Below are 17,060 nucleotides of genomic sequence, written 5' to 3' on the forward strand. Positions count from 1 at the left end.
GCCATGCCGGGCATCGCCGCGACCGCCCTGATCTCCTTCATCTTCAGCTGGAACGAACTGCTCTTCGCCCGGGTCCTGACCGGGATCGTGGCCGGGACCTCTCCGGTGTTCCTGACCGGCTTCGTCACCAGCCAGGGCCTGTTCCTGGCCAAGGTGTGCGCCGCGGCCACCGTCATCTCCCTCCCGGTGCTCCTCGCCGGGTTCGCCGCCCAGGACAAGCTCGTCCAGGGCCTCTCCCTCGGAGCCGTGAAATGAAAGCCGCAGTGATCAGCGCCCCCGGCAAGGTCGAGGTCGCCACCGTGCCGGACCCCTCCCCCGGTCCCCGCGAGGTCGTCGTCGCGGTCGCCGCCTGCGGGCTGTGCGGCACCGACCTGCACATCCTCCAGGGCGAGTTCGCGCCCACCCTGCCGGTGGTTCCCGGGCACGAGTTCGCCGGTACGGTCGTCGCCACCGGCCGTGCCGTCACCGAACTCGCCGAGGGCGACCGGGTGGCGGTCGATCCCTCCCTCTACTGCCACGAATGCCACTACTGCCGCATCGGCCGCAACAACCTCTGTGAGCGCTGGTCCGCGATCGGGGTGACCACGGCCGGCGGCGCCGCGGAGTTCGCCGTCGCCCCCGTCGCGAACTGCGTCAGGCTGCCCGACCACGTACGCACCGAGGACGCGGCCCTGATCGAGCCGCTGTCCTGCGCCGTACGCGGCTACGACATCCTGCGCTCCCAGCAGTTGGGCACCCACGTCCTGATCTACGGCTCGGGCACCATGGGCCTGATGATGCTGGAGCTGGCCAAGCGCACCGGCGCGGCCGGCGTCGACGTCGTCGACATCAACCCCCAGCGGCTGGCCACGGCACGGACGCTGGGCTGCAGCAACGCGGCCGGCTCCGCCGACGAGCTGGACCGCCCGCGCGGCTGGGACGTGGTCATCGACGCCACCGGCAACGAGCGCGCCATCCAGGACGCGCTGGGCCGGGTCGGCAGAGGCGGCACCTTCCTCCAGTTCGGCGTCGCCGACTACGCCGCGCGCGCCACCATCGAGCCGTACCGCATCTACAACCAGGAGATCACCATCACCGGCTCGATGGCCGTCCTGCACAGCTATGAGCGCGCCGCCGGGCTCTTCGCGGCCGGCGTCCTCGATCCGGAGGTGTTCATCAGCGACCGGCTGCCGCTGGACGACTACGCGGAGGGGCTGGGCCGGTTCCAGGCGGGCGAAGGGCGCAAGATCCAGGTGCTGCCGTAGGGCGTGTCCGGTGGGTCGAGGCCCAGGGCGCCGTCACCGGGCCGTTCCCCGGCCCGAGAGCCGCTCCGCCAGCCGCTCCAGGAACACCCGCTGGCCCTTGACCAGCCGCTCCCCGGCCTCCTTCGGCCGGAACCACGCCACCCGGTCGATCTCGGGAAAGCTCCGGATCACCCCGGAGCCGCGCGGCCACTCCATGTCGAAGGTGCCGGGCACGATCCGCTCCGGATCGAGATCGCTGTGCACGGCCCAGACGGTCACCACCTTGCCGCCCGACTGGCGGACGTCCCCCAGGGGCACGTACCGCCCGTCGGGCGGCGGCATCCCCAGCTCCTCCTCGAACTCCCGCCGCGCCGCTTCCAGCGCCTCCTCCGGCGGCAGGTACTCCCCCTTGGGCACCGACCAGGCGCCCGCGTCCCGCCGGGCCCACAGTGGACCGCCCATGTGCGCCAGCAGGACCTCGGTGCCGTCGCCGCCGTCGCGGTACAGCAGCAGCCCGGCACTCCGCCTGCCCGCCACGGTCCTACGCTCCCCCGGCGGCGTCATGTGCGGCGAGCACGGTCCGCATCGTGTCCGCCTCCGCCGCCGGCTTGTCCTCCCGGTAGCGCAGCACCCGCGCGAAGCGCAGGGTCACACCCGCCGGGTAGCGCGACGAGGTCTGCAGCCCGTCGTAGGCGATCTCCACGACGAGTTGCGGACGCACCGTCACGACGTGGCCGTCGTCCGCCACCGCGAGCGCCCGCAGTCGCTCGGTCTGCCAGTCGAGAGTGGCGTCGGTGAGCCCCTTGAAGGTCTTGCCCAGCATGACGAATCCGCCGTCCGGCCCGCGCGCGCCGAGGTGGAGGTTGGACAGCTTCCCGGTGCGCCGGCCGTGGCCCCACTCCGCCGCGAGCACCACCAGGTCGAGGGTGTGTACGGGCTTCACCTTCAGCCATGCGGCGCCCCGGCGGCCGGCGCTGTACGGGGCGTCGAGCGCCTTGACCACCACGCCCTCATGGCCCCGGCCCAGCGTCCGGGACCAGAACGCCTCGGCCGCCGCCCGCGCCGCGGGGTCGGCCGGGTCCGCCACCACGCAGCGGCGCACCCGCACCTGCTCGGGTACCAGCCCGGCCAGCTCGCGGTGCCGCTGTGCGGCGGGCAGTTCCAGCAGATCGCGGCCGTCGAGCGAGAGCACGTCGAAGAAGACCGGGGACAGCGGCAGCGCGGCCTGCGCGGCGGCGACGTCGACCCTTGAGCCGAAGCGGCCCGCGACCCGCTGGAACGGCACCGGCCGGCCCGCGCCGTCCAGGGCGATCACCTCGCCGTCCAGGATGAACCGCTCGGCCGGCAGCGCACGGGCGACCGCGACGACCTCGGGCAGGCGGGCGGTGACCTCGTCCAGCGTGCGGGTGTGGATCTTGACGTCGGGCCCGTCCCGGTGCACCTGTACGCGGATGCCGTCGAGCTTCTCCTCCACGGCGCAGGCACCGAGCCGGTCGATCGCCTCGGCCACCGACTTGGCGCTGTGCGCGAGCATCGGCCCGACCGGCCGGCCGACGGTGAGGCGGAACCGTGCGAGCGCCGGCGGACCCTGGTCGAGCAGCGCCGACGCGACATCCGGCAGCGATCCCGCCAGCATCACGGCCCGGCGCACGTCCGCCGCGGGCACGTCGCTCGCCGCGGCGAGCCCTTCGACCGCGAGGGCGTCCAGCGCGCCCTGGCGCACCTCGCCGGTGAGCAGTCCCACCAGGAACCGCTGCTCCTCGGCGGTCGCCGCGGCCAGCAGCGCCCGCACCCGTGTGCGCCGCTCCTGCTGCGCCCCGGACCCCGAGACGCCGGCCAGGCCGGTCAGCGCCGCGTCCACCTCCCCCACCGTCAAGGTGGCGGACTTTGCCGCCGCGACCGGCTCGCGCAGCACGCTCCAGCCGACCCCGATCCGCCCCTGGGGCAGCCGCCCGGCCAGATACGGGATGACCACGGGGGCGTCCTCGGGGGTGGCGGCCCGGAACAGCCCGGCCAGCAGCGCGATCTTCCGTGAGCGCGCCGATGTCGCGGCGACCGCCCCCGACACCCGCGCGAGCTCGGCCAGCAGCATAGGGCCATGGTGCCTCCGCGGTGCCGTCCCCGCCCGCCCGGCCCGCGTACGGCAGGGGCGGTCGCCGGCCCGGACCCGCCCCTGCCGCGGAGCGGCTGCCCGGCGGCCGGGGCGTGGCCGCGTAACGTGAGGATGTGATCCGGCCCCGACGCCCCGAAGCCCCGCGTCCCGCCCACGGCCAGCGCCCCGGCCGTCAGCTCTGGTACGCCGCGTACGGCTCCAACATGCACCTCGACCGGCTGACCTACTACCTCGCCGGCGGTCGGCCCCCCGGCGGGCTGCGCAGCCACCCCGGCTGCCGGGACCCCCGCCCACCCGCGGACACCACGCCGGTCATGCTGCCCGGCCGGATGTACTTCGCCACCGAATCGACGGTGTGGACCGGCGGCCGGGCCTTCTACGACCCCGACTACGCACCGGATCAGCGCACTCCCCCCGAACTCCCGGGACGTGCCTACCTTCTGACGGTCTCCCAGTTCTCCGACATCGCCGCCCAGGAGATGGACCGCGAGCCGGGCGACGAGCTCGATCTGACCGATGTGCTCGCCCAGGGCCGGGCCCACATCGGCCCCGGCCGGTACGAGACCCTGGTGTGCGCCGGAGCGCTGGACGGCTTGCCGGTGGTGACCCTCACCGCCCCGTGGAGCAGCGACGACATCGCCGTGAACCTGAATCCGCCCTCCGCGGCCTACCTGGAGCACATCGCGGCCGGCATCATCGACTCCCACGGGTGGAGCCCGCTCAGGACCGCCGAGTATCTGGCGGGCTGCCCCGGAGCGTCCGGCCGCTGGACGGCCGCGGACATCGCGACGCTGCTCAGCACCCCCGGCACCCCGTAGCGGTCACCCGCGGTCACCGTCCGAGCAGCCCGGGCAGATCCGGCAGGTCGGCGAACGAGTCGAGTACGTGGTCCGGGGTGCCGCGGGCCGCCCGGTGCGTCTCCGGCAGATACTTTCCGGTCCTGACGAGGACGCCGGTGATCCCGCAGCGCTGGGCCGCCAGCACGTCCGACTCGATGTCGTCGCCCACCATCAGCGCCGCCGAGGCGGGGACGCCCAGATGCGCCAGCGCGGCGGCGAAGAACTCCGCGGCCGGTTTGCCGGTGACCACCGCCTCGACCCCGGCGGCCCGCTCCAGCCCCAGCAGGAACGCCCCCGTGTCGAGGTCGAGCCCGCCCGCCGTCCGCCAGTACAGGTTCCGGTGCATGGCGACCAGCCGGGCACCGCGCCGCAGATACCCGAAGACGGCGTTGAGCGCCGGGTAGTCGAACTCCTCGCCCGCCCCGCCGAGCACCACCACGTCCGGCCCGTCCCGGCCCGCCTCGGCACCGCTGCCCGCCCAGATCTCCACGCCCTCCAGGTCGTCCCCCACCGCTCCGCTGCTGAGCAGCAGACAGCGCGCACCCGGATGGTGTTCGCGCAGGTAGGCGGCGGTCACGGCGGGGGCGGTGAGGATGTCGTCGGCGTCGACCGCAAAGCCCTCCCCGGTCAGCCTCCGGGCGATCTCGGCGCGGGTGCGTGAGGTGGTGTTGGTGACCAGGGCCAGCGGAAGGCCCGCGGCGCGCAGCCGGTCCATGGCGTCGACGGCGCCGGGCAGCGCCTTCCAGGACACCGTGAGCACGCCGTCGATGTCGATCAGAACCGCTCCGATTCCTGCCATACGCCGACGGTAACCACCCTCGCCCGGCCCGGACCGACGGCCGCACGGCACCGGCCTCCCGACTTGCGGAGCACCGGCATCTGCGGTAGTTCGGAGGTGAGGTGTGGACGTGGCTGCCGTCTCCCCTGGGTAGGGGGTGCACACTGTGCTGTTCACCGACCGTACGGATGCGGGGCAGCGCCTCGCCGAAGCGCTACGGCACCTGGAGGGCGAGGAGCCCGTCGTCCTGGGCCTGCCCCGCGGTGGGGTACCGGTGGCCTTCCAGGTGGCGCGGGCGCTCGAGGCGCCGCTCGATGTGATCGTGGTCCGCAAGCTGGGGGTCCCCTACCAGCGCGAGCTGGGATTCGGCGCCATCGGGGAGGGCGGCGTCCGCGTGATCAGCGACGACATCGTCCGCCGCGGCCGGCTCGACCAGTCGGACGTGGACTCCGTGGAGAAGGCCGAGGAGGCGGAACTCCTGCGGCAGGCGCACAGGTTCCGCGCCGGCCGGCCCCGGCTGCAGCTGGAGGGGCGGACGGCGATCGTGGTGGACGACGGCATCGCCACCGGTGCCACGGCGGCCGCCGCGTGCGAGGTGGTACGGGCGCAGGGCGCGACCCGTGTGGTGCTGGCCGTACCGGTCGCGCCTCCGGACGCCGCCGATCGGCTGCGCAGCAAGGCCGATGAATTCGTCTGCCTGTCCACCCCGTTCGGCTTCGCCGCCGTCGGCGAGTGGTACCGGGACTTCTCCCAGACCCCCGACGACGAGGTGGTGTCGCTGCTGGAGCGGGCCGCGCAGGGGGAGGGCGCGGGCGCGGACAGCGATCCGCTGGCGGATGCGGGGGGCGGTGCGGACGTGGCGGAGGAGGTGGCGATCGACGCCGCCGGTGTCCGGCTGACCGGTGACCTCAACCTGCCCGCCGGTGCCAAGGCGATCGTGATGTTCGCCCACGGATCGGGCAGCAGCCGCCACAGCCCGCGCAACCGCCTGGTCGCCACGGCCCTGAACCGGGCGGGGCTGGGGACCCTGCTCTTCGACCTGCTCACACCGGCGGAGGAGGCCAACCGGGCGAACGTCTTCGACATCGAGACGCTGGCCGAGCGGCTGGCCGACGCCACCGACTGGCTGCGCGGCCGGGCCGCCGTCCCGATCGGCTACTTCGGCGCGAGCACCGGCGCCGCGGCGGCGCTGCGGGCCGCCGCCTCCCCCACCGCGGACATCGGCGCCGTGGTCTCCCGCGGCGGCCGCCCCGACCTCGCCGGGCCGCTGCTCGCCGGCGTACGGGCCCCGACGCTGCTCATCGTGGGCGGCAACGACCCGCTGGTCCTCGACCTCAACCGCGAGGCCGAGGCGGCGCTGCGCTGCGAGACCCAGCTGGAGATCGTCCCCGGCGCCACCCACCTCTTCGAGGAGCACGGCGCCCTCGACCAGGTCGCCGATCTCGCCAGGGACTGGTTCGTCGGCCACCTGGTGGGCTAGCCGGCGGGCGTCGCGCACCTGCCGACGGTCAGGGCCCGTCCGATGGGTCAGGCCCTAGTCGATGGTGATCTCGCCCATCGCGCTCCAGCCGTCCGCGCCCTCGATGGTGGTGCTGACGATGTCGGGCGTGCGCCGCAGCAGGGGACGCATGGTCTCCAGACCGGCGCGGAAGTGGTCGGAGTTGACGTGCGCTTCGGCGGCGTCGTCCTTGAACGCCTCGACCAGGACGTAGGTGTGGGGGTCCTCGATGCTGCGGGACCACTCGAACCACAGGTTGCCCGGTTCGGCGCGGGTGGCGGCGGTGAAGGCTTCGACGTGCCGGGGCCACTCTTCGGCGTGCTCGGGCTTTACGGGGAACTTGACGACGATGAAGATCATCGATCGATGATAGGACACGCGGGTCCATCCGCCGTCAACCGGGTCATACAGGGCCATACCCAAGGGGCACGCGGGGGTGCCCCTTGGGCCGGGGACCGGGTACGGCCCTCAGATCAGCACTGCGGCCGCTTGCCGTGGTTGGCTCCGCCCTTGCGGCGGGCCCTCTTCTTACGACGGCGCTTCGAGGACATGACGTCTCCCTTCTCCGTACCTCAACACTAGGTTTCGCGAAGGTTCTACCACCTCCCGGCGGCGTCCCGCCCCGTCTCACAGGTCGGCTTCCTCCCCGATGTACAGCCCGGCGAACGCCTGTGCCGCGGACTCGGAGCCCAGCAGCCGGCGCAGCCGGGCCGACGCCGTGCCCGCCCGGAACCGGTCGCCGGAGGAGGCACCGTGCAGCGTCTCGGACAGCCACTGCGAGAACTCCAGGTACTGCCAGACCCGGCGCAGACACGCCGTCGAGTAGGCGTCCAGGCCGCTGTCGTCGCCCCTGCGGTGCGCGATCAGCGCGTCGGCGAGCAGCAGCGCGTCGTTGATGGCGAGGTTCATGCCCTTCGCGGCGATCGGGGCGACCAGGTGCGCCGAGTCGCCCGCCAGGTACAGACGGCCGTACACCATCGGCTCCAGTACGTAGTTGTGCATGTCCAGAACCACCCTTTCGAGCAGGGGGCCCTCGTTCAGCGACGGGGCCCCGGCCGCGCCGAGGCGCAGCCGCAGTTCGTCCCACACCCGGTCGTGCGGCCAGTTGCGGACGTCCTCGCCGGGGGCGACCTGGAGGTAGTAACGGGTGATCTGGGGGCTGCGGGCCATATGGGCGCCGAATCCGCGCTCGTGGATGCCGAAGACCACACCCTGGGCGGAGGGCGGGGCCTCGGCGAGCAGGGCGAGCCAGGCGACGCCGTGGTCGTAGCGGGTCAGGGCCGCCCGGTCGGCGGGTATCGCGGCCCGGGTCACCCCGCGCGCGCCGTCGCAGCCCGCGATGAACTCGCACTCGACACGGTGCCTGGCGCCGGTCGCCGGATCGGTGTAGGACACGGCGGGCCGCTCGCCGGTCAGGTCGTGCAGCCGCACGTCGCGTACGCCGAAGCGGGCGTCGCCGCCGGCGGTGTCCACGTACGACGCGACCAGGTCGGTGACCAGCAGCGGCTGCGGATAGACGAAGTGGCGCCGCCCCGACAGCTCCGCCGTGCGGACCGTGTGCCGCTCGCCGTCGAACCGGAACTCGAACTCCGCCTGGGTCTCGGCCCGTTCGAGCAGCCGGTCGGCCAGCCCGTGCCGGGCCAGCGCGCGCACCGCCCACTCCTCGATGAACCCGGCACGCGGCCGCTGCTCGATGAACTCCCGGCTCTCCGCCTCCAGTACCACGCAGTCCACGCCGGCGGCGCGCAGCAGATTCGCGACGACGAGGCCGGCGGGACCGGCACCGACGATCGCCACCGAGGTGCGGGTGAGGGTGAGTTCGGCAGGAGTGGGCACGGCGTGCGGTTCCCTTCGGGCGTCGGAAAGAACGCACGCAGTATGGCGGTCGGCCGGCCCGGCCGATGCGGCGGGCACCGTGGGGGCGGTCCGGCGCGGGCCGCCCGGCGGATGGCCGGAGGCGGGCGCCGCCGACCGGGCCGACCCGGCCGGCCTCCGAGCGGACGGATCGGGATCCGTCCGCTCGGCCAACCGGGCGACGGCAGACCGCGTGCACCGCACAACGAGCCGGTGGCGGTTCACTCGCCTGGGGCATGGCCGAGGGCGGTGGCCCGGGATCCCTGATCTTGTGGAGCCGTAATGATCACTTTTGATTCAGGAGAGCCATGCACCGTTTCCCTCTTACCGGCGCCCCGCCCGGCGAGGCACCTGACCGGCACCTTCCGAACCTTCCGCCTCCGTCCCGCCGCCGTCGCCTGTGGTGGGGCTCGGCCACCGCCGTGCTGCTGCTCTGCGCGCTGGCCACGGCCGGCACACCACCGAACCCCCCGCCCCGGCACGCCGCCGCCCGCTACCCCGTGCGCGTCAGCGCCTACGTGGCCAACAGCGGCTCGGCGACCGTTTCGACCTACGACACCCGTCTCGACCGCCGGGTCGGCGACGTCCAGGTGGGGCACGGCCCGACCGGAGTGGGCGCGGCGCCGGACGGCGAGGTGGTCTATGTCGCCAACAGCCGTTCCAACACCGTCTCCTTCATCGGCACCGCCTCCCGGCTCGTCATCGCCACCGTGCATGTGGGACGCCGGCCCTTCGCGGCGATGCCGTCCCGCGACGGCCACCGTGTGCTGGTGGCCAATTTCGGCTCGGACACGGTCTCGGTCATCAACGTACGGGCCCGCCATGTGGTCGCCACCGTGCCGGTGGGGCCGCTGCCGCACAGCATCACCACGATTCCGGACGGACGCGCCTACGTCACCGACAACGGCGGCGGCGAGGTGACCGTGCTCGACCCGGGCTCGCATGCGATCCGGGAGATCCATGTGGGGGACTTCCCCAGCGGGATCAGCTCCTCGCCCTCCGGCAACCGGGTGTTCGTCTCCAACACCGGTTCCGGCACGGTGTCGGTCATCGACCCCCACAGCGACACCGTGGTCGCCACGTTGCCGGGGGGCCGGGCGCCGCTCGGCAACGCGGTCAGCCCCGACGGCAGGCGCCTGTACGTCGCCGATTCGGCCCGGGACTGCCTGCTGATCATCGACATCCCCACCCGTCACATCGTCGGCCACGTCCACGTCGGCGTGCAGCCGCAGGGGGTCGCCGTCACCCCGGACGGCCGCCGGGTGTGGGTGACCAACGAGCAGTCCGACACCGTGTCGGTCATCGACCCCTTCGCCCGGCGGCTCCGCTCCACCCTGCCCACCGGGCACGAGCCCGAAGGCATCGCCATCACTCCGCGCTGAGCATCGAACGGAGTGACCGGCCGGGGCCGGGACGCCGCCGCGCCCGCCTCGGCGCCACAGCGCATCGCACAGTTCGAACAACGCGTCGGCTCGCGCGTGCGGACACTCGTACAACGCTGCCCGGAAGCGTGACAGCGACTCGAACGCCGGACGTGGCGCCGGCTGTTGCCACACACTCGTCCCTACGGCCTTGGCCTGGTCAAGGTCCCTCGGACCGGTGGGTGTGACCAGGCCAAGCCCGCCCGCACATCCGGCGCATGCCCAGGTGGGCGCCCCGTGCGGATCACGTTTCGACTGTCACGGGAGATCCCATGCGCCTCAAGCACGTCACCGCGGCACTCGGTTCCCTGGCCGCCGCGGCCGCTCTCGCCCTGGCCACCACCGTCCCGGCGCACGCGGGGACCGACCGGGCGTCGGACCCGCACGGCTGCCCGCGGGGCTCGGTCTGCTTCTGGCCGGAGCCCGCCTTCCACGGGGAGATGCGGACCGTGCCGGATGCGCAACGCGGGTGCGCGGCCACGCCCGTCCAGCCCGCGCAGTCGATCTACAACAACGGCGACCGGTCCCGCTCCTTCTACTCGGCGCCGCACTGCGCGGTGCAGGTCGGCGCACTGCGGCCGGGCGGCTCCGTGCAGTCGGTCTCCGTCTCCAGCTGGCAGTGAGGGCGCCGGCTACCGGCCGCCGTTGATCAGTGCCCGCTCCATCGCGCCGTCCTCGACGTACCACCTCTTGAGGATCTTCCGGTACTCGCCGCTCGCCATGAGGCTGTCCAGGGCCGCCCGCACGGCGTCGCGCAGGGCCGTGTCGGCCTTGGCTACCGCGATGCCGAGGGGAAACGGCTCCAGCGGTGTGCCGCTGAGTTGGAGCGCGCCGCCGTTCGAGCGGGTCGCCGCGGTGTGGGCCGCGACCGGGAAGTCGTCGAGGCAGGCCGAGGAGCGGCGCTCGGCGACGTCGTCGTAGATCTCGGCCGGTGAGTCGAACGGCCTGATCCTCACCTTCGCGGGTACCTGCCGGTTCAGCTCGCCCAGCAGGTCATGGGCCGGCGTGCCGCGCTGAACGGCGACCGTCTTGCCGGCCAGGTCCACGGGCTTCTCGATGCCCTCCGGATTGCCCTTGCGGACGACGACGGCGACACCGGAGCTGAAGTAGTCAATCATGTCGACGCCGCCGGTCCTCGCGGCGGCCCCGGTCCCCTGCTGGCGGTCCTTGGTGTCGGTCATCGCCGACATGACCAGGTCGAAGCGGCCCGCTTGCAGGCCGGCGAGCAGGGCGTCGAAGGTGGAGTTCTGGAACCTGCAGCGCACTCCCAGCTCACGGCCGAGGGCGGTGGCGAGGTCGACGTCGAGGCCGGCGGGCGTGCCGTCCCTGAGGAACTCCATCGGCGCGTAGGCGAGGTCCGCACCGATGGTGACGACGCCCTTGGTGCGTATCTCCGCCGGCAGCTGGGCGGAGGGCTTCCCGCTGCTGCCGGGCTTGCCCCCGGTGCCGGTACCGGTGCTGCCGCCGTCCCCGCCCTCCGCCCGCAGCGTCCAGGCCAGCGCCCCGCCGCCGGCCACCACCCCGACGGCGGACAGCGCGGTGAGCACCCGGCGCCGGCTCGGACCCGGGGACGCGGGCCGCTCCAGTGGGTGCGTCGGCCGGGCGGGCGGCAAGGGTGCCGGCCCGTCGGCCGCCGTACGGGTCGGCAGCCGGTCGAAGGCGACGCCGGCGGGCTCGGCCGGTGGCCGCGGTGCCAGGGCGTCCTGGGCCCTGGGGTCACCGAGCCGCGCGGACAGCCGGCGCAGCTGTGCGGCGATCGGCTCCGGCAGCCAGTCGCCGTACGGGCCCGGTGCGCCCACCCGCGCCATGAGCGCGGGCAGCGCGGGCCGCCGCGCCGGTTCCTTCGCCAGACAGTCCCCCGCCAACTCCTTCAGTGTGACCGGGAGTTCGTCGAGCAGCGGCTCCTCGTGCACGGTGCGGTACATGAGGATCTGCGGCTCGGCGTTCCCGTACGGGCCGCCGCCCGTCGCCGCGAAGACGATCACCCCGCCGAGCGCGAACACATCCGCCGCGCCGGTGATCTCGGGCCCGGTCATGACCAGTTGCTCGGGGGCCATGAACCCCGGGGTGCCCAGGGCGGTGCCGGTCGTCGTCAGGGCGGTGTCCGCGGCGGAGTGCGCGATGCCGAAGTCGATGACGCGCGGGCCGCCCGCGGTGAGCAGGATGTTCGACGGCTTGAGGTCGCGGTGCACCAGGCCGTGCGCGTGCACCGCGGTCAGGGCGTGCAGCAGCCCGGCGGTCAGCAGCCGCACCGTGTGCTCGGGCAGCGGCCCGCAGTCGTGCACGGCGGCGGTCAGCGAGACGCCGGGCACGTAGTCGGTCGCCATCCAGGGTGTGTCGTCGTGCGGCGCGGCGTCGACCACCGGCGCCACGAACGGTCCGCCCACCCGCCGGGCGGCGGCCACCTCACGGGCGAATCGCGTACGGAAGCCCTGGTCGTCGGCGAGTTCGGCGCGCGCGGTCTTCACCGCCACCGTCCGCCCGTCCGCCGCACGGCCGAGGTAGACCCGCCCCATGCCGCCACCGCCGAGCAGCCCGATGATCCGGAACGGGCCGATCTGCCGCGGATCGTTCTTCGCCAGCGGTCGCACCGCTCCCCCCTTGCCTGCAGTTGTGTACGGCAGTATCCCGCACCCGACCGTGCGCCCGGCGGCGCCTTCGCCCGGTCCGGCGCCGGGCGACCGCCGCCGTCGCCTGCGGGCTACCGGCGACGCCCCGGTGAACCGGCCCGCGTGAGCCGGGACCGCGTACGGAAGGCGCTGCGGTAGGCCGTCGGGGAGACGCCGAGTACGGCGGCCAGATGCTGACGCAGCGAGGCGGTGGTGCCGAAACCCGATTGCGCCGCGATCTGCTCCACCGGCAGGTCGGTGGTCTCCAGCAGGCGCCGGACGTGCTCCACCCGCTGCTGGGCCAGCCAGCGTCCGGGCGGCATCCCCACCTCGTGCTGGAAGTGCCGGCAGAACGTCCGCACGCTCATCTGCGCGTGTGCCGCCAACTCCGCCAGGGACAGCGGCCGGTGGAGGTGCTGCAGTGCCCAGTCCCTGGTCGCGGCGGTGCCGGTGGTGGACGGCTTGGGGACGGGGCGTTCGATGTACTGGGCCTGGCCGCCCTCGCGCCAGGGCGGTACGACGCACAGCCGCGCCACATGGTTGGCGACCTCGCTGCCGTGGTCGCGGCGCACCAGGTGCAGACAGAGATCCACCCCGGCGGCCACCCCGGCCGCGGTGAGGACCTGCCCGTCGTCGATGAACAGCGCACTGGCGTCGACGTCGATCTGGGGGAAGGCCCGCTGGAAGCGCTCCGCCTCCCGCCAGTGCGTGGTCGCGGAGCGGCCGTTGAGCAGGCCCGCCGCGGCCAGCACGTACGAGGCGGTGCAGATCGACACGATCCGGGCGTGCGGCGGGAGCCGGTCGAGCGCGCGGGCCAGTTCGTCCGGGAGCCAGTCGCGCGGTCCGTCCGGGCCGCAGGTGAACGGCGGGATCACCAGGGTGTCGGCGGCGGCGAGCGCCTCGCTGCCGTGCGGCACCGCGAGGGTGAAGTCGGCGCTGGTGGTGACCGGTCCGCCGTCGAGGCCGCAGGTGACGACGTCGTACAGCGGCTCGCCGTCCCGGCCGACGGCGGTGCCGAAGATCCGGACGGGGATGCTCAGTTCGAACGGGTAGACACCGTCGAGAGCCAGGACGACGACACGATGCATGGCAAGATCCTTTCATTGATTGACATGCGTACTTCTCGCCGGCCCCCGGCGCACTGCGGAAATCTTGTCCCCACGCGGCCCGCCCACCAGGGGCGGCCGTACCGACGACAGGGGGACGTGCGATGCGTGCGATCAGTCAGGACTCTTTCGGCGGGCCCGAGGTGCTCAGGACGGTCGAGGTGGACCGCCCGGAGCCGGGCCCGGCCGAGGTGCTCATCCGGGTGCACGCGGCCGGGGTCAATCCGACCGACTCCTGGCATCGGGCCACCGGAGGGCTGGCGGGTGACGCGCCGATCCGGCTGGGTTGGGACGTGTCCGGGGTGGTGGCGGCCGTGGGCCTCGGGGTGACCACGCTGGCGCCCGGTGACGAGGTCTTCGGCATGCCCCGCCACCCGCTCCCGGCGGGCACCTACGCCGAGTACGTGACCTCGCCGGCCCGTCACGTGGTGCCCAAGCCCGCCGCGCTGTCCCACATCGAGGCCGCCGCCCTGCCGCTGGCCGCACTGACCGCCTGGCAGGCCCTGGTGGAGACCGCCGAAGTGGGCGCCGGGCAGCGGGTACTGATCCATGCGGCCGCAGGCGGCGTCGGCCACCTCGCCGTCCAGATCGCCAAGGCCCGGGGCGCGCACGTCATCGGCACCGCCCGCGCGGCCAAGCACGACATGCTGCGCGGGCTCGGCGCCGACGAACTGGTCGACTACACCCGGACCGACTTCGTGAGCGCCGTCGAACCCGTCGACGTCGTGCTCGACGCCATCGGCGGCGAGTACGGACCGCGCTCGCTGCGCACCCTGCGCGAGGGCGGCTTCGTGGTCTCGCTCGCCTCACCCGCCGAGGCGCACCTGGCGGCCGAGGCGCGCTCCCTGGGGCGCCGCGCCGCCTTCATGGCGGTGGAGGCCGACCAGGCGGGCATGCGGGAGATCGCCGCCCTGGTGACGAAGGGCCTGCTGCGGCCCGAGATCGCCGCGGTGTTCCCGCTCGAAGAGGCGGCCAGGGCCCACGAGCTCGCCGACGGCCGCCGCACCAGCGGCAAGATCGTCCTCTCGGTCACCGACTGACCGCTCCCGCCGACCTGACCACGGCAGCGGAGCCGCGACGGCAGGGCCACCGGGCGGCTGACCGCACGAGACACGACCGGGACCCCGTTCGTTGTTCGACATGGCGAGGTCTCCAGTGCCGGGGCGGGCGGGTGGCTCAGGTGAGCCAGTCGGTGTAGCGGGTGGGGGCGATGCGTGCGCCGCCCTTGGTGGTGAGCACATCGCCGTCGACGGCGGCGAACATGCCTGCGGTGTCGTCGGTGACGACCGTGCGGCCGTCGGGCCGGGCGTTCAGGGTGATCCGGCCGAGTTCGTCGAGGGGATGGACGTCGGGCCCGCCGACGTCGAGGGTTCCGTTCAAAGGGGTGCCGGCGGCGACTTCGGCGACGGTGTCGGAGACGTCCTGGGCGGCGATCGGCTGGATGGGGGTGGGGGGCAGGCGGACCGTATCGCCCTCGGTGGACATGGCCATGACGGCGTCGATGAACTCCATGAACTGGGTGGCGCGGACGATCGAATACGGGATCGGCCCGGCTTTGAGGATGTCCTCCTGCAGGACCTTGGCACGGTAGTAGGCGAGGTCGGGCACCCGGTCCGCGCCGACGATCGAGAGGATGACGAAGTGCCCCACCCCACCCCGGTGGCCGGCGGCCACGAGGTTGTCCATCGAGGTCTGGAAGAAGGCGGGAGAGGCGTCGTCGAAGGTCGGGGAATTCGTCAGATTGACGACGCCGTCGGCTCCGGCCACCGCCTCCTCCACGCCCTGGCCGGTGATCACGTCGACACCTGTGGACAGCGCGTGCGGCACGGCCTCGTGCCCCGCGGCGTTCAGCTTCGTCACGACCTGCGACCCGATCAGACCGGTACCGCCGATGACTGCGAACTTCATGGCTCACCTCTCGTCGCACACCGATAGGCCATGCGTCCAGATTGCGGCGATGCCGTGCACCGCGCACGCCGGCCCGCGCACCCCCGGGGTGCGTGCCGGTGGCGCTGCGTGCTCACGGCATCGCCGCCGGCGATCGACGCGGGGGCTGTCCCGTCGACAGCATCCGTGAGACCGCGGACGAGCCCCGCTGTTCGTGCCTGCGGCTCAGGCCGTGGTGTTGAGCCGGCGGGTGAGCTGGTCGCACAGCTCGGTGACGGCGGCGTCGGCCGCGGGCGAGAGGGGGAACATGTCCAGGAAGCCGTGGATCAGCCCGTCGTAGTTGCGGACGACCACCTCCACTTCGGCGTTCCGCAGGGCCTGGGCGTAGGCGAGGCCCTCGTCGCGCAGCGGGTCGCACTGGGCGGTGGCGACGATCGCGGGCGCCAGTCCCGCCAGGCCAGTTCTGGGCGACGACGGCGCTCCCACCCCGGCGGGCCGAGGATCCGGATCTCCGGAACCATGGGGTTCGGACGGTTGAAGATCCGCCACGCGCGGCGTTGAGCCGCCGTCCGGCACCGGCAGCACCAGCGGTCCGGCACTTGGGCCGGCAGTGGGCTAGAAAGGCGGGTATGGAACTCACTCAGATACGTCTGCTGGTGTCCGACTTCCCCGCCGTCTACCGCTTCTACCGGGATGTGCTCGGGCTCAAGCCACAGTTCGAGGCCGAGAGCGGCCCGTACGCCAAGCTCAGCCCCGACACCGGGAACGCCGCGATCGCACTGCAGGACCGGGCGCAGATGGCCGGCGTCCTGGGGCGGTTGGCGGCGGAGCCGGAGGGATATCGCGCGCTGGTGGTGCTGCGGGTGGAAGACCTGGACGCCACCCACGCCGAACTCACCTCGCGCGGAGCGGAGTTCGTCCGGGGCCCGGGCCCGATGGGCGACCGGATGCGCGTCGCGTACTTGGCGGACCCGGAAGGGAACCTGATCGAGCTTCAGCAGTGGCTGGCGCTGCGCGAGCGGGCCGGCAGCGCGCCGGCGTAGAAGCGCGCAGCCGCGGCCCACACCCGGATCCCGCGACGGCCGGCGCGAGTCGGGCCGGTCGGACCCGCGGACGACTCGGCGCCGCGGCCCCTCGTCAGCCGGCCCGCTCCTCGGCTCGCCACTCGGTGGCGAGGATCGCCCAGATCTGCTTGTCGTGGCGGGCGCCCGCGTAGGGCCAGGATTCGCGCCGTACGCCCTCCAGCGTCATGCCGAGCCGCTTGGCCACCGCCGAGCTCCGGTCGTTGTCGGACCGGCAGTGCCACTCGGCGCGGTGCAGCCCCCGGCAGGTGAACGCCCAGTCCAGCAGGGCGCGGCAGGCCTGGGTCACCAGGCCGTGGCCCTCGGCGGCCGGCTCCAGCCAGCACCCGATCTCGCACGAGCCCGAGGCGGCGCTGAAGTCCGTGAACATCACGCCGCCGACCAGTGCGCCGTCGAGCCGGATGCCGTACAGGCGGGCGCCGTCCGCGGCCTGCCGTTCGGCGTACCGGCGCAGTGTGGCCCGTGCTCCGTCGAGGTCGTCGGTGACGAACGCCGGCCCGACCCACGGCCGGATGTGCTCGCGGGCCCGTTCCAGGTGGCCGGCGAACTCCTCGGCGTGCCAGATCTCCAGCGGCTCGAGGCCGGCGTTGTCCCGCAGCGGGAGGGCGAACATGGTGACCCCATTCACGTAACAAGCGTTATGACTATGT

At 73.5% G+C, this 17,060-nt stretch carries 18 protein-coding genes and 1 pseudogene; 8 read left to right on the forward strand and 11 right to left on the reverse strand.

What is annotated here, in order from left to right; genetic code table 11:
• Nucleotides 1-255 (forward strand): annotated as a pseudogene (locus AC0680_RS07385) (carbohydrate ABC transporter permease); the annotation flags it as partial.
• Complete coding sequence (locus AC0680_RS07390) at nt 252-1,244, forward strand: zinc-dependent alcohol dehydrogenase family protein (protein WP_478625747.1); 993 nt, start codon at nt 252-254, stop codon at nt 1,242-1,244. The pseudogene AC0680_RS07385 and the gene AC0680_RS07390, both read left to right, overlap by 4 nt.
• A gap of 33 nt (nt 1,245-1,277) precedes the next feature.
• Here AC0680_RS07390 and AC0680_RS07395 read toward each other — a convergent pair whose 3' ends face one another.
• On the reverse strand, nt 1,278-1,760 hold the full coding sequence (locus AC0680_RS07395) for an NUDIX hydrolase (protein ID WP_478625749.1): 483 nt from the start codon (nt 1,758-1,760) through the stop codon (nt 1,278-1,280).
• A gap of 4 nt (nt 1,761-1,764) precedes the next feature.
• Complete coding sequence (locus AC0680_RS07400; RefSeq protein ID WP_478625751.1) at nt 1,765-3,315, reverse strand: ATP-dependent DNA ligase; 1,551 nt, start codon at nt 3,313-3,315, stop codon at nt 1,765-1,767.
• A gap of 134 nt (nt 3,316-3,449) precedes the next feature.
• On the opposite strand from AC0680_RS07400, the gene AC0680_RS07405 reads away from it, so the two are divergent.
• Nucleotides 3,450-4,154 carry a histone deacetylase gene (locus AC0680_RS07405; RefSeq protein WP_478625752.1) on the forward strand — a complete coding sequence of 235 codons (705 nt, stop codon included), beginning with the start codon at nt 3,450-3,452 and terminating at the stop codon, nt 4,152-4,154.
• Nucleotides 4,155-4,167: 13 nt separating this feature from the next.
• Here AC0680_RS07405 and AC0680_RS07410 read toward each other — a convergent pair whose 3' ends face one another.
• Complete coding sequence (locus AC0680_RS07410; protein WP_478625753.1) at nt 4,168-4,974, reverse strand: HAD-IIA family hydrolase; 807 nt, start codon at nt 4,972-4,974, stop codon at nt 4,168-4,170.
• A gap of 145 nt (nt 4,975-5,119) precedes the next feature.
• Here AC0680_RS07410 and AC0680_RS07415 point away from each other — a divergent pair, with 145 nt between their 5' ends.
• On the forward strand, nt 5,120-6,433 hold the full coding sequence (locus AC0680_RS07415) for a phosphoribosyltransferase family protein (protein ID WP_478625754.1): 1,314 nt from the start codon (nt 5,120-5,122) through the stop codon (nt 6,431-6,433).
• Between the two features lie 54 nt (nt 6,434-6,487).
• Here AC0680_RS07415 and AC0680_RS07420 read toward each other — a convergent pair whose 3' ends face one another.
• From AC0680_RS07420 to AC0680_RS07430, 3 genes are all read right to left on the reverse strand, one after another.
• Nucleotides 6,488-6,811: a putative quinol monooxygenase gene (locus AC0680_RS07420; protein WP_384428509.1), complete on the reverse strand. Its 324-nt coding sequence runs from the start codon at nt 6,809-6,811 to the stop codon at nt 6,488-6,490.
• 113 nt (nt 6,812-6,924) lie between these two features.
• Nucleotides 6,925-7,002 carry a 50S ribosomal protein bL37 gene (locus tag AC0680_RS07425; RefSeq protein WP_384428599.1) on the reverse strand — a complete coding sequence of 26 codons (78 nt, stop codon included), beginning with the start codon at nt 7,000-7,002 and terminating at the stop codon, nt 6,925-6,927.
• A 76-nt stretch (nt 7,003-7,078) separates the two neighbouring features.
• Nucleotides 7,079-8,287 (reverse strand): 4-hydroxybenzoate 3-monooxygenase, encoded by a 1,209-nt coding sequence (locus AC0680_RS07430; protein WP_478625756.1) that lies wholly within the window; start codon nt 8,285-8,287, stop codon nt 7,079-7,081.
• A 326-nt stretch (nt 8,288-8,613) separates the two neighbouring features.
• Here AC0680_RS07430 and AC0680_RS07435 point away from each other — a divergent pair, with 326 nt between their 5' ends.
• Complete coding sequence (locus AC0680_RS07435; protein WP_478625757.1) at nt 8,614-9,687, forward strand: cytochrome D1 domain-containing protein; 1,074 nt, start codon at nt 8,614-8,616, stop codon at nt 9,685-9,687.
• A gap of 311 nt (nt 9,688-9,998) precedes the next feature.
• A complete protein-coding gene (locus AC0680_RS07440; protein WP_478625758.1) occupies nt 9,999-10,349 on the forward strand; it encodes a peptidase inhibitor family I36 protein in 351 nt (116 codons plus the stop codon).
• Nucleotides 10,350-10,358: 9 nt separating this feature from the next.
• Here the strand turns inward: AC0680_RS07440 and AC0680_RS07445 are convergent, their stop codons facing one another.
• Complete coding sequence (locus AC0680_RS07445) at nt 10,359-12,317, reverse strand: protein kinase domain-containing protein (RefSeq protein WP_478625759.1); 1,959 nt, start codon at nt 12,315-12,317, stop codon at nt 10,359-10,361.
• Between the two features lie 110 nt (nt 12,318-12,427).
• Nucleotides 12,428-13,423, reverse strand: coding sequence for a GlxA family transcriptional regulator (locus tag AC0680_RS07450; protein WP_478625760.1), 996 nt, complete (start codon nt 13,421-13,423; stop codon nt 12,428-12,430).
• 122 nt (nt 13,424-13,545) lie between these two features.
• Here AC0680_RS07450 and AC0680_RS07455 point away from each other — a divergent pair, with 122 nt between their 5' ends.
• Nucleotides 13,546-14,481: an NADP-dependent oxidoreductase gene (locus tag AC0680_RS07455; protein ID WP_478625762.1), complete on the forward strand. Its 936-nt coding sequence runs from the start codon at nt 13,546-13,548 to the stop codon at nt 14,479-14,481.
• A 136-nt stretch (nt 14,482-14,617) separates the two neighbouring features.
• Here the strand turns inward: AC0680_RS07455 and AC0680_RS07460 are convergent, their stop codons facing one another.
• Together AC0680_RS07460 and AC0680_RS07465 are read right to left on the reverse strand one after the other, a co-directional pair.
• On the reverse strand, nt 14,618-15,349 hold the full coding sequence (locus AC0680_RS07460) for an SDR family oxidoreductase (RefSeq protein ID WP_478625763.1): 732 nt from the start codon (nt 15,347-15,349) through the stop codon (nt 14,618-14,620).
• Between the two features lie 204 nt (nt 15,350-15,553).
• Nucleotides 15,554-15,814 (reverse strand): alpha/beta hydrolase, encoded by a 261-nt coding sequence (locus AC0680_RS07465; RefSeq protein WP_478625765.1) that lies wholly within the window; start codon nt 15,812-15,814, stop codon nt 15,554-15,556.
• Between the two features lie 143 nt (nt 15,815-15,957).
• Between AC0680_RS07465 and AC0680_RS07470 the strand changes: the two genes are divergently transcribed.
• Complete coding sequence (locus tag AC0680_RS07470) at nt 15,958-16,371, forward strand: VOC family protein (protein WP_478625766.1); 414 nt, start codon at nt 15,958-15,960, stop codon at nt 16,369-16,371.
• 94 nt (nt 16,372-16,465) lie between these two features.
• Here the strand turns inward: AC0680_RS07470 and AC0680_RS07475 are convergent, their stop codons facing one another.
• Nucleotides 16,466-17,023, reverse strand: coding sequence for a GNAT family N-acetyltransferase (locus AC0680_RS07475; RefSeq protein WP_478626213.1), 558 nt, complete (start codon nt 17,021-17,023; stop codon nt 16,466-16,468).
• Nucleotides 17,024-17,060 lie beyond the last annotated feature (37 nt).

It is taken from the genome of Streptomyces sp. NPDC043738, from assembly GCF_056436545.1.

Excerpts from the sequence above, each read along its gene's own strand:
- AC0680_RS07390 (WP_478625747.1), top strand. The coding sequence starts at position 252 with ATGAAAGCCGCAGTGATCAGCGCCCCCGGCAAGGTCGAGGTCGCCACC.
- AC0680_RS07470 (WP_478625766.1), top strand. The coding sequence starts at position 15,958 with ATGGAACTCACTCAGATACGTCTGCTGGTGTCCGACTTCCCCGCCGTC.
- AC0680_RS07475 (WP_478626213.1), bottom strand. The coding sequence starts at position 17,023 with ATGTTCGCCCTCCCGCTGCGGGACAACGCCGGCCTCGAGCCGCTGGAG.
- AC0680_RS07450 (WP_478625760.1), bottom strand. The coding sequence starts at position 13,423 with ATGCATCGTGTCGTCGTCCTGGCTCTCGACGGTGTCTACCCGTTCGAA.
- AC0680_RS07425 (WP_384428599.1), bottom strand. The coding sequence starts at position 7,002 with ATGTCCTCGAAGCGCCGTCGTAAGAAGAGGGCCCGCCGCAAGGGCGGA.
- AC0680_RS07440 (WP_478625758.1), top strand. The coding sequence starts at position 9,999 with ATGCGCCTCAAGCACGTCACCGCGGCACTCGGTTCCCTGGCCGCCGCG.
- AC0680_RS07455 (WP_478625762.1), top strand. The coding sequence starts at position 13,546 with ATGCGTGCGATCAGTCAGGACTCTTTCGGCGGGCCCGAGGTGCTCAGG.
- AC0680_RS07400 (WP_478625751.1), bottom strand. The coding sequence starts at position 3,315 with ATGCTGCTGGCCGAGCTCGCGCGGGTGTCGGGGGCGGTCGCCGCGACA.
- AC0680_RS07420 (WP_384428509.1), bottom strand. The coding sequence starts at position 6,811 with ATGATCTTCATCGTCGTCAAGTTCCCCGTAAAGCCCGAGCACGCCGAA.
- AC0680_RS07460 (WP_478625763.1), bottom strand. The coding sequence starts at position 15,349 with ATGAAGTTCGCAGTCATCGGCGGTACCGGTCTGATCGGGTCGCAGGTC.
- AC0680_RS07435 (WP_478625757.1), top strand. The coding sequence starts at position 8,614 with ATGCACCGTTTCCCTCTTACCGGCGCCCCGCCCGGCGAGGCACCTGAC.
- AC0680_RS07410 (WP_478625753.1), bottom strand. The coding sequence starts at position 4,974 with ATGGCAGGAATCGGAGCGGTTCTGATCGACATCGACGGCGTGCTCACG.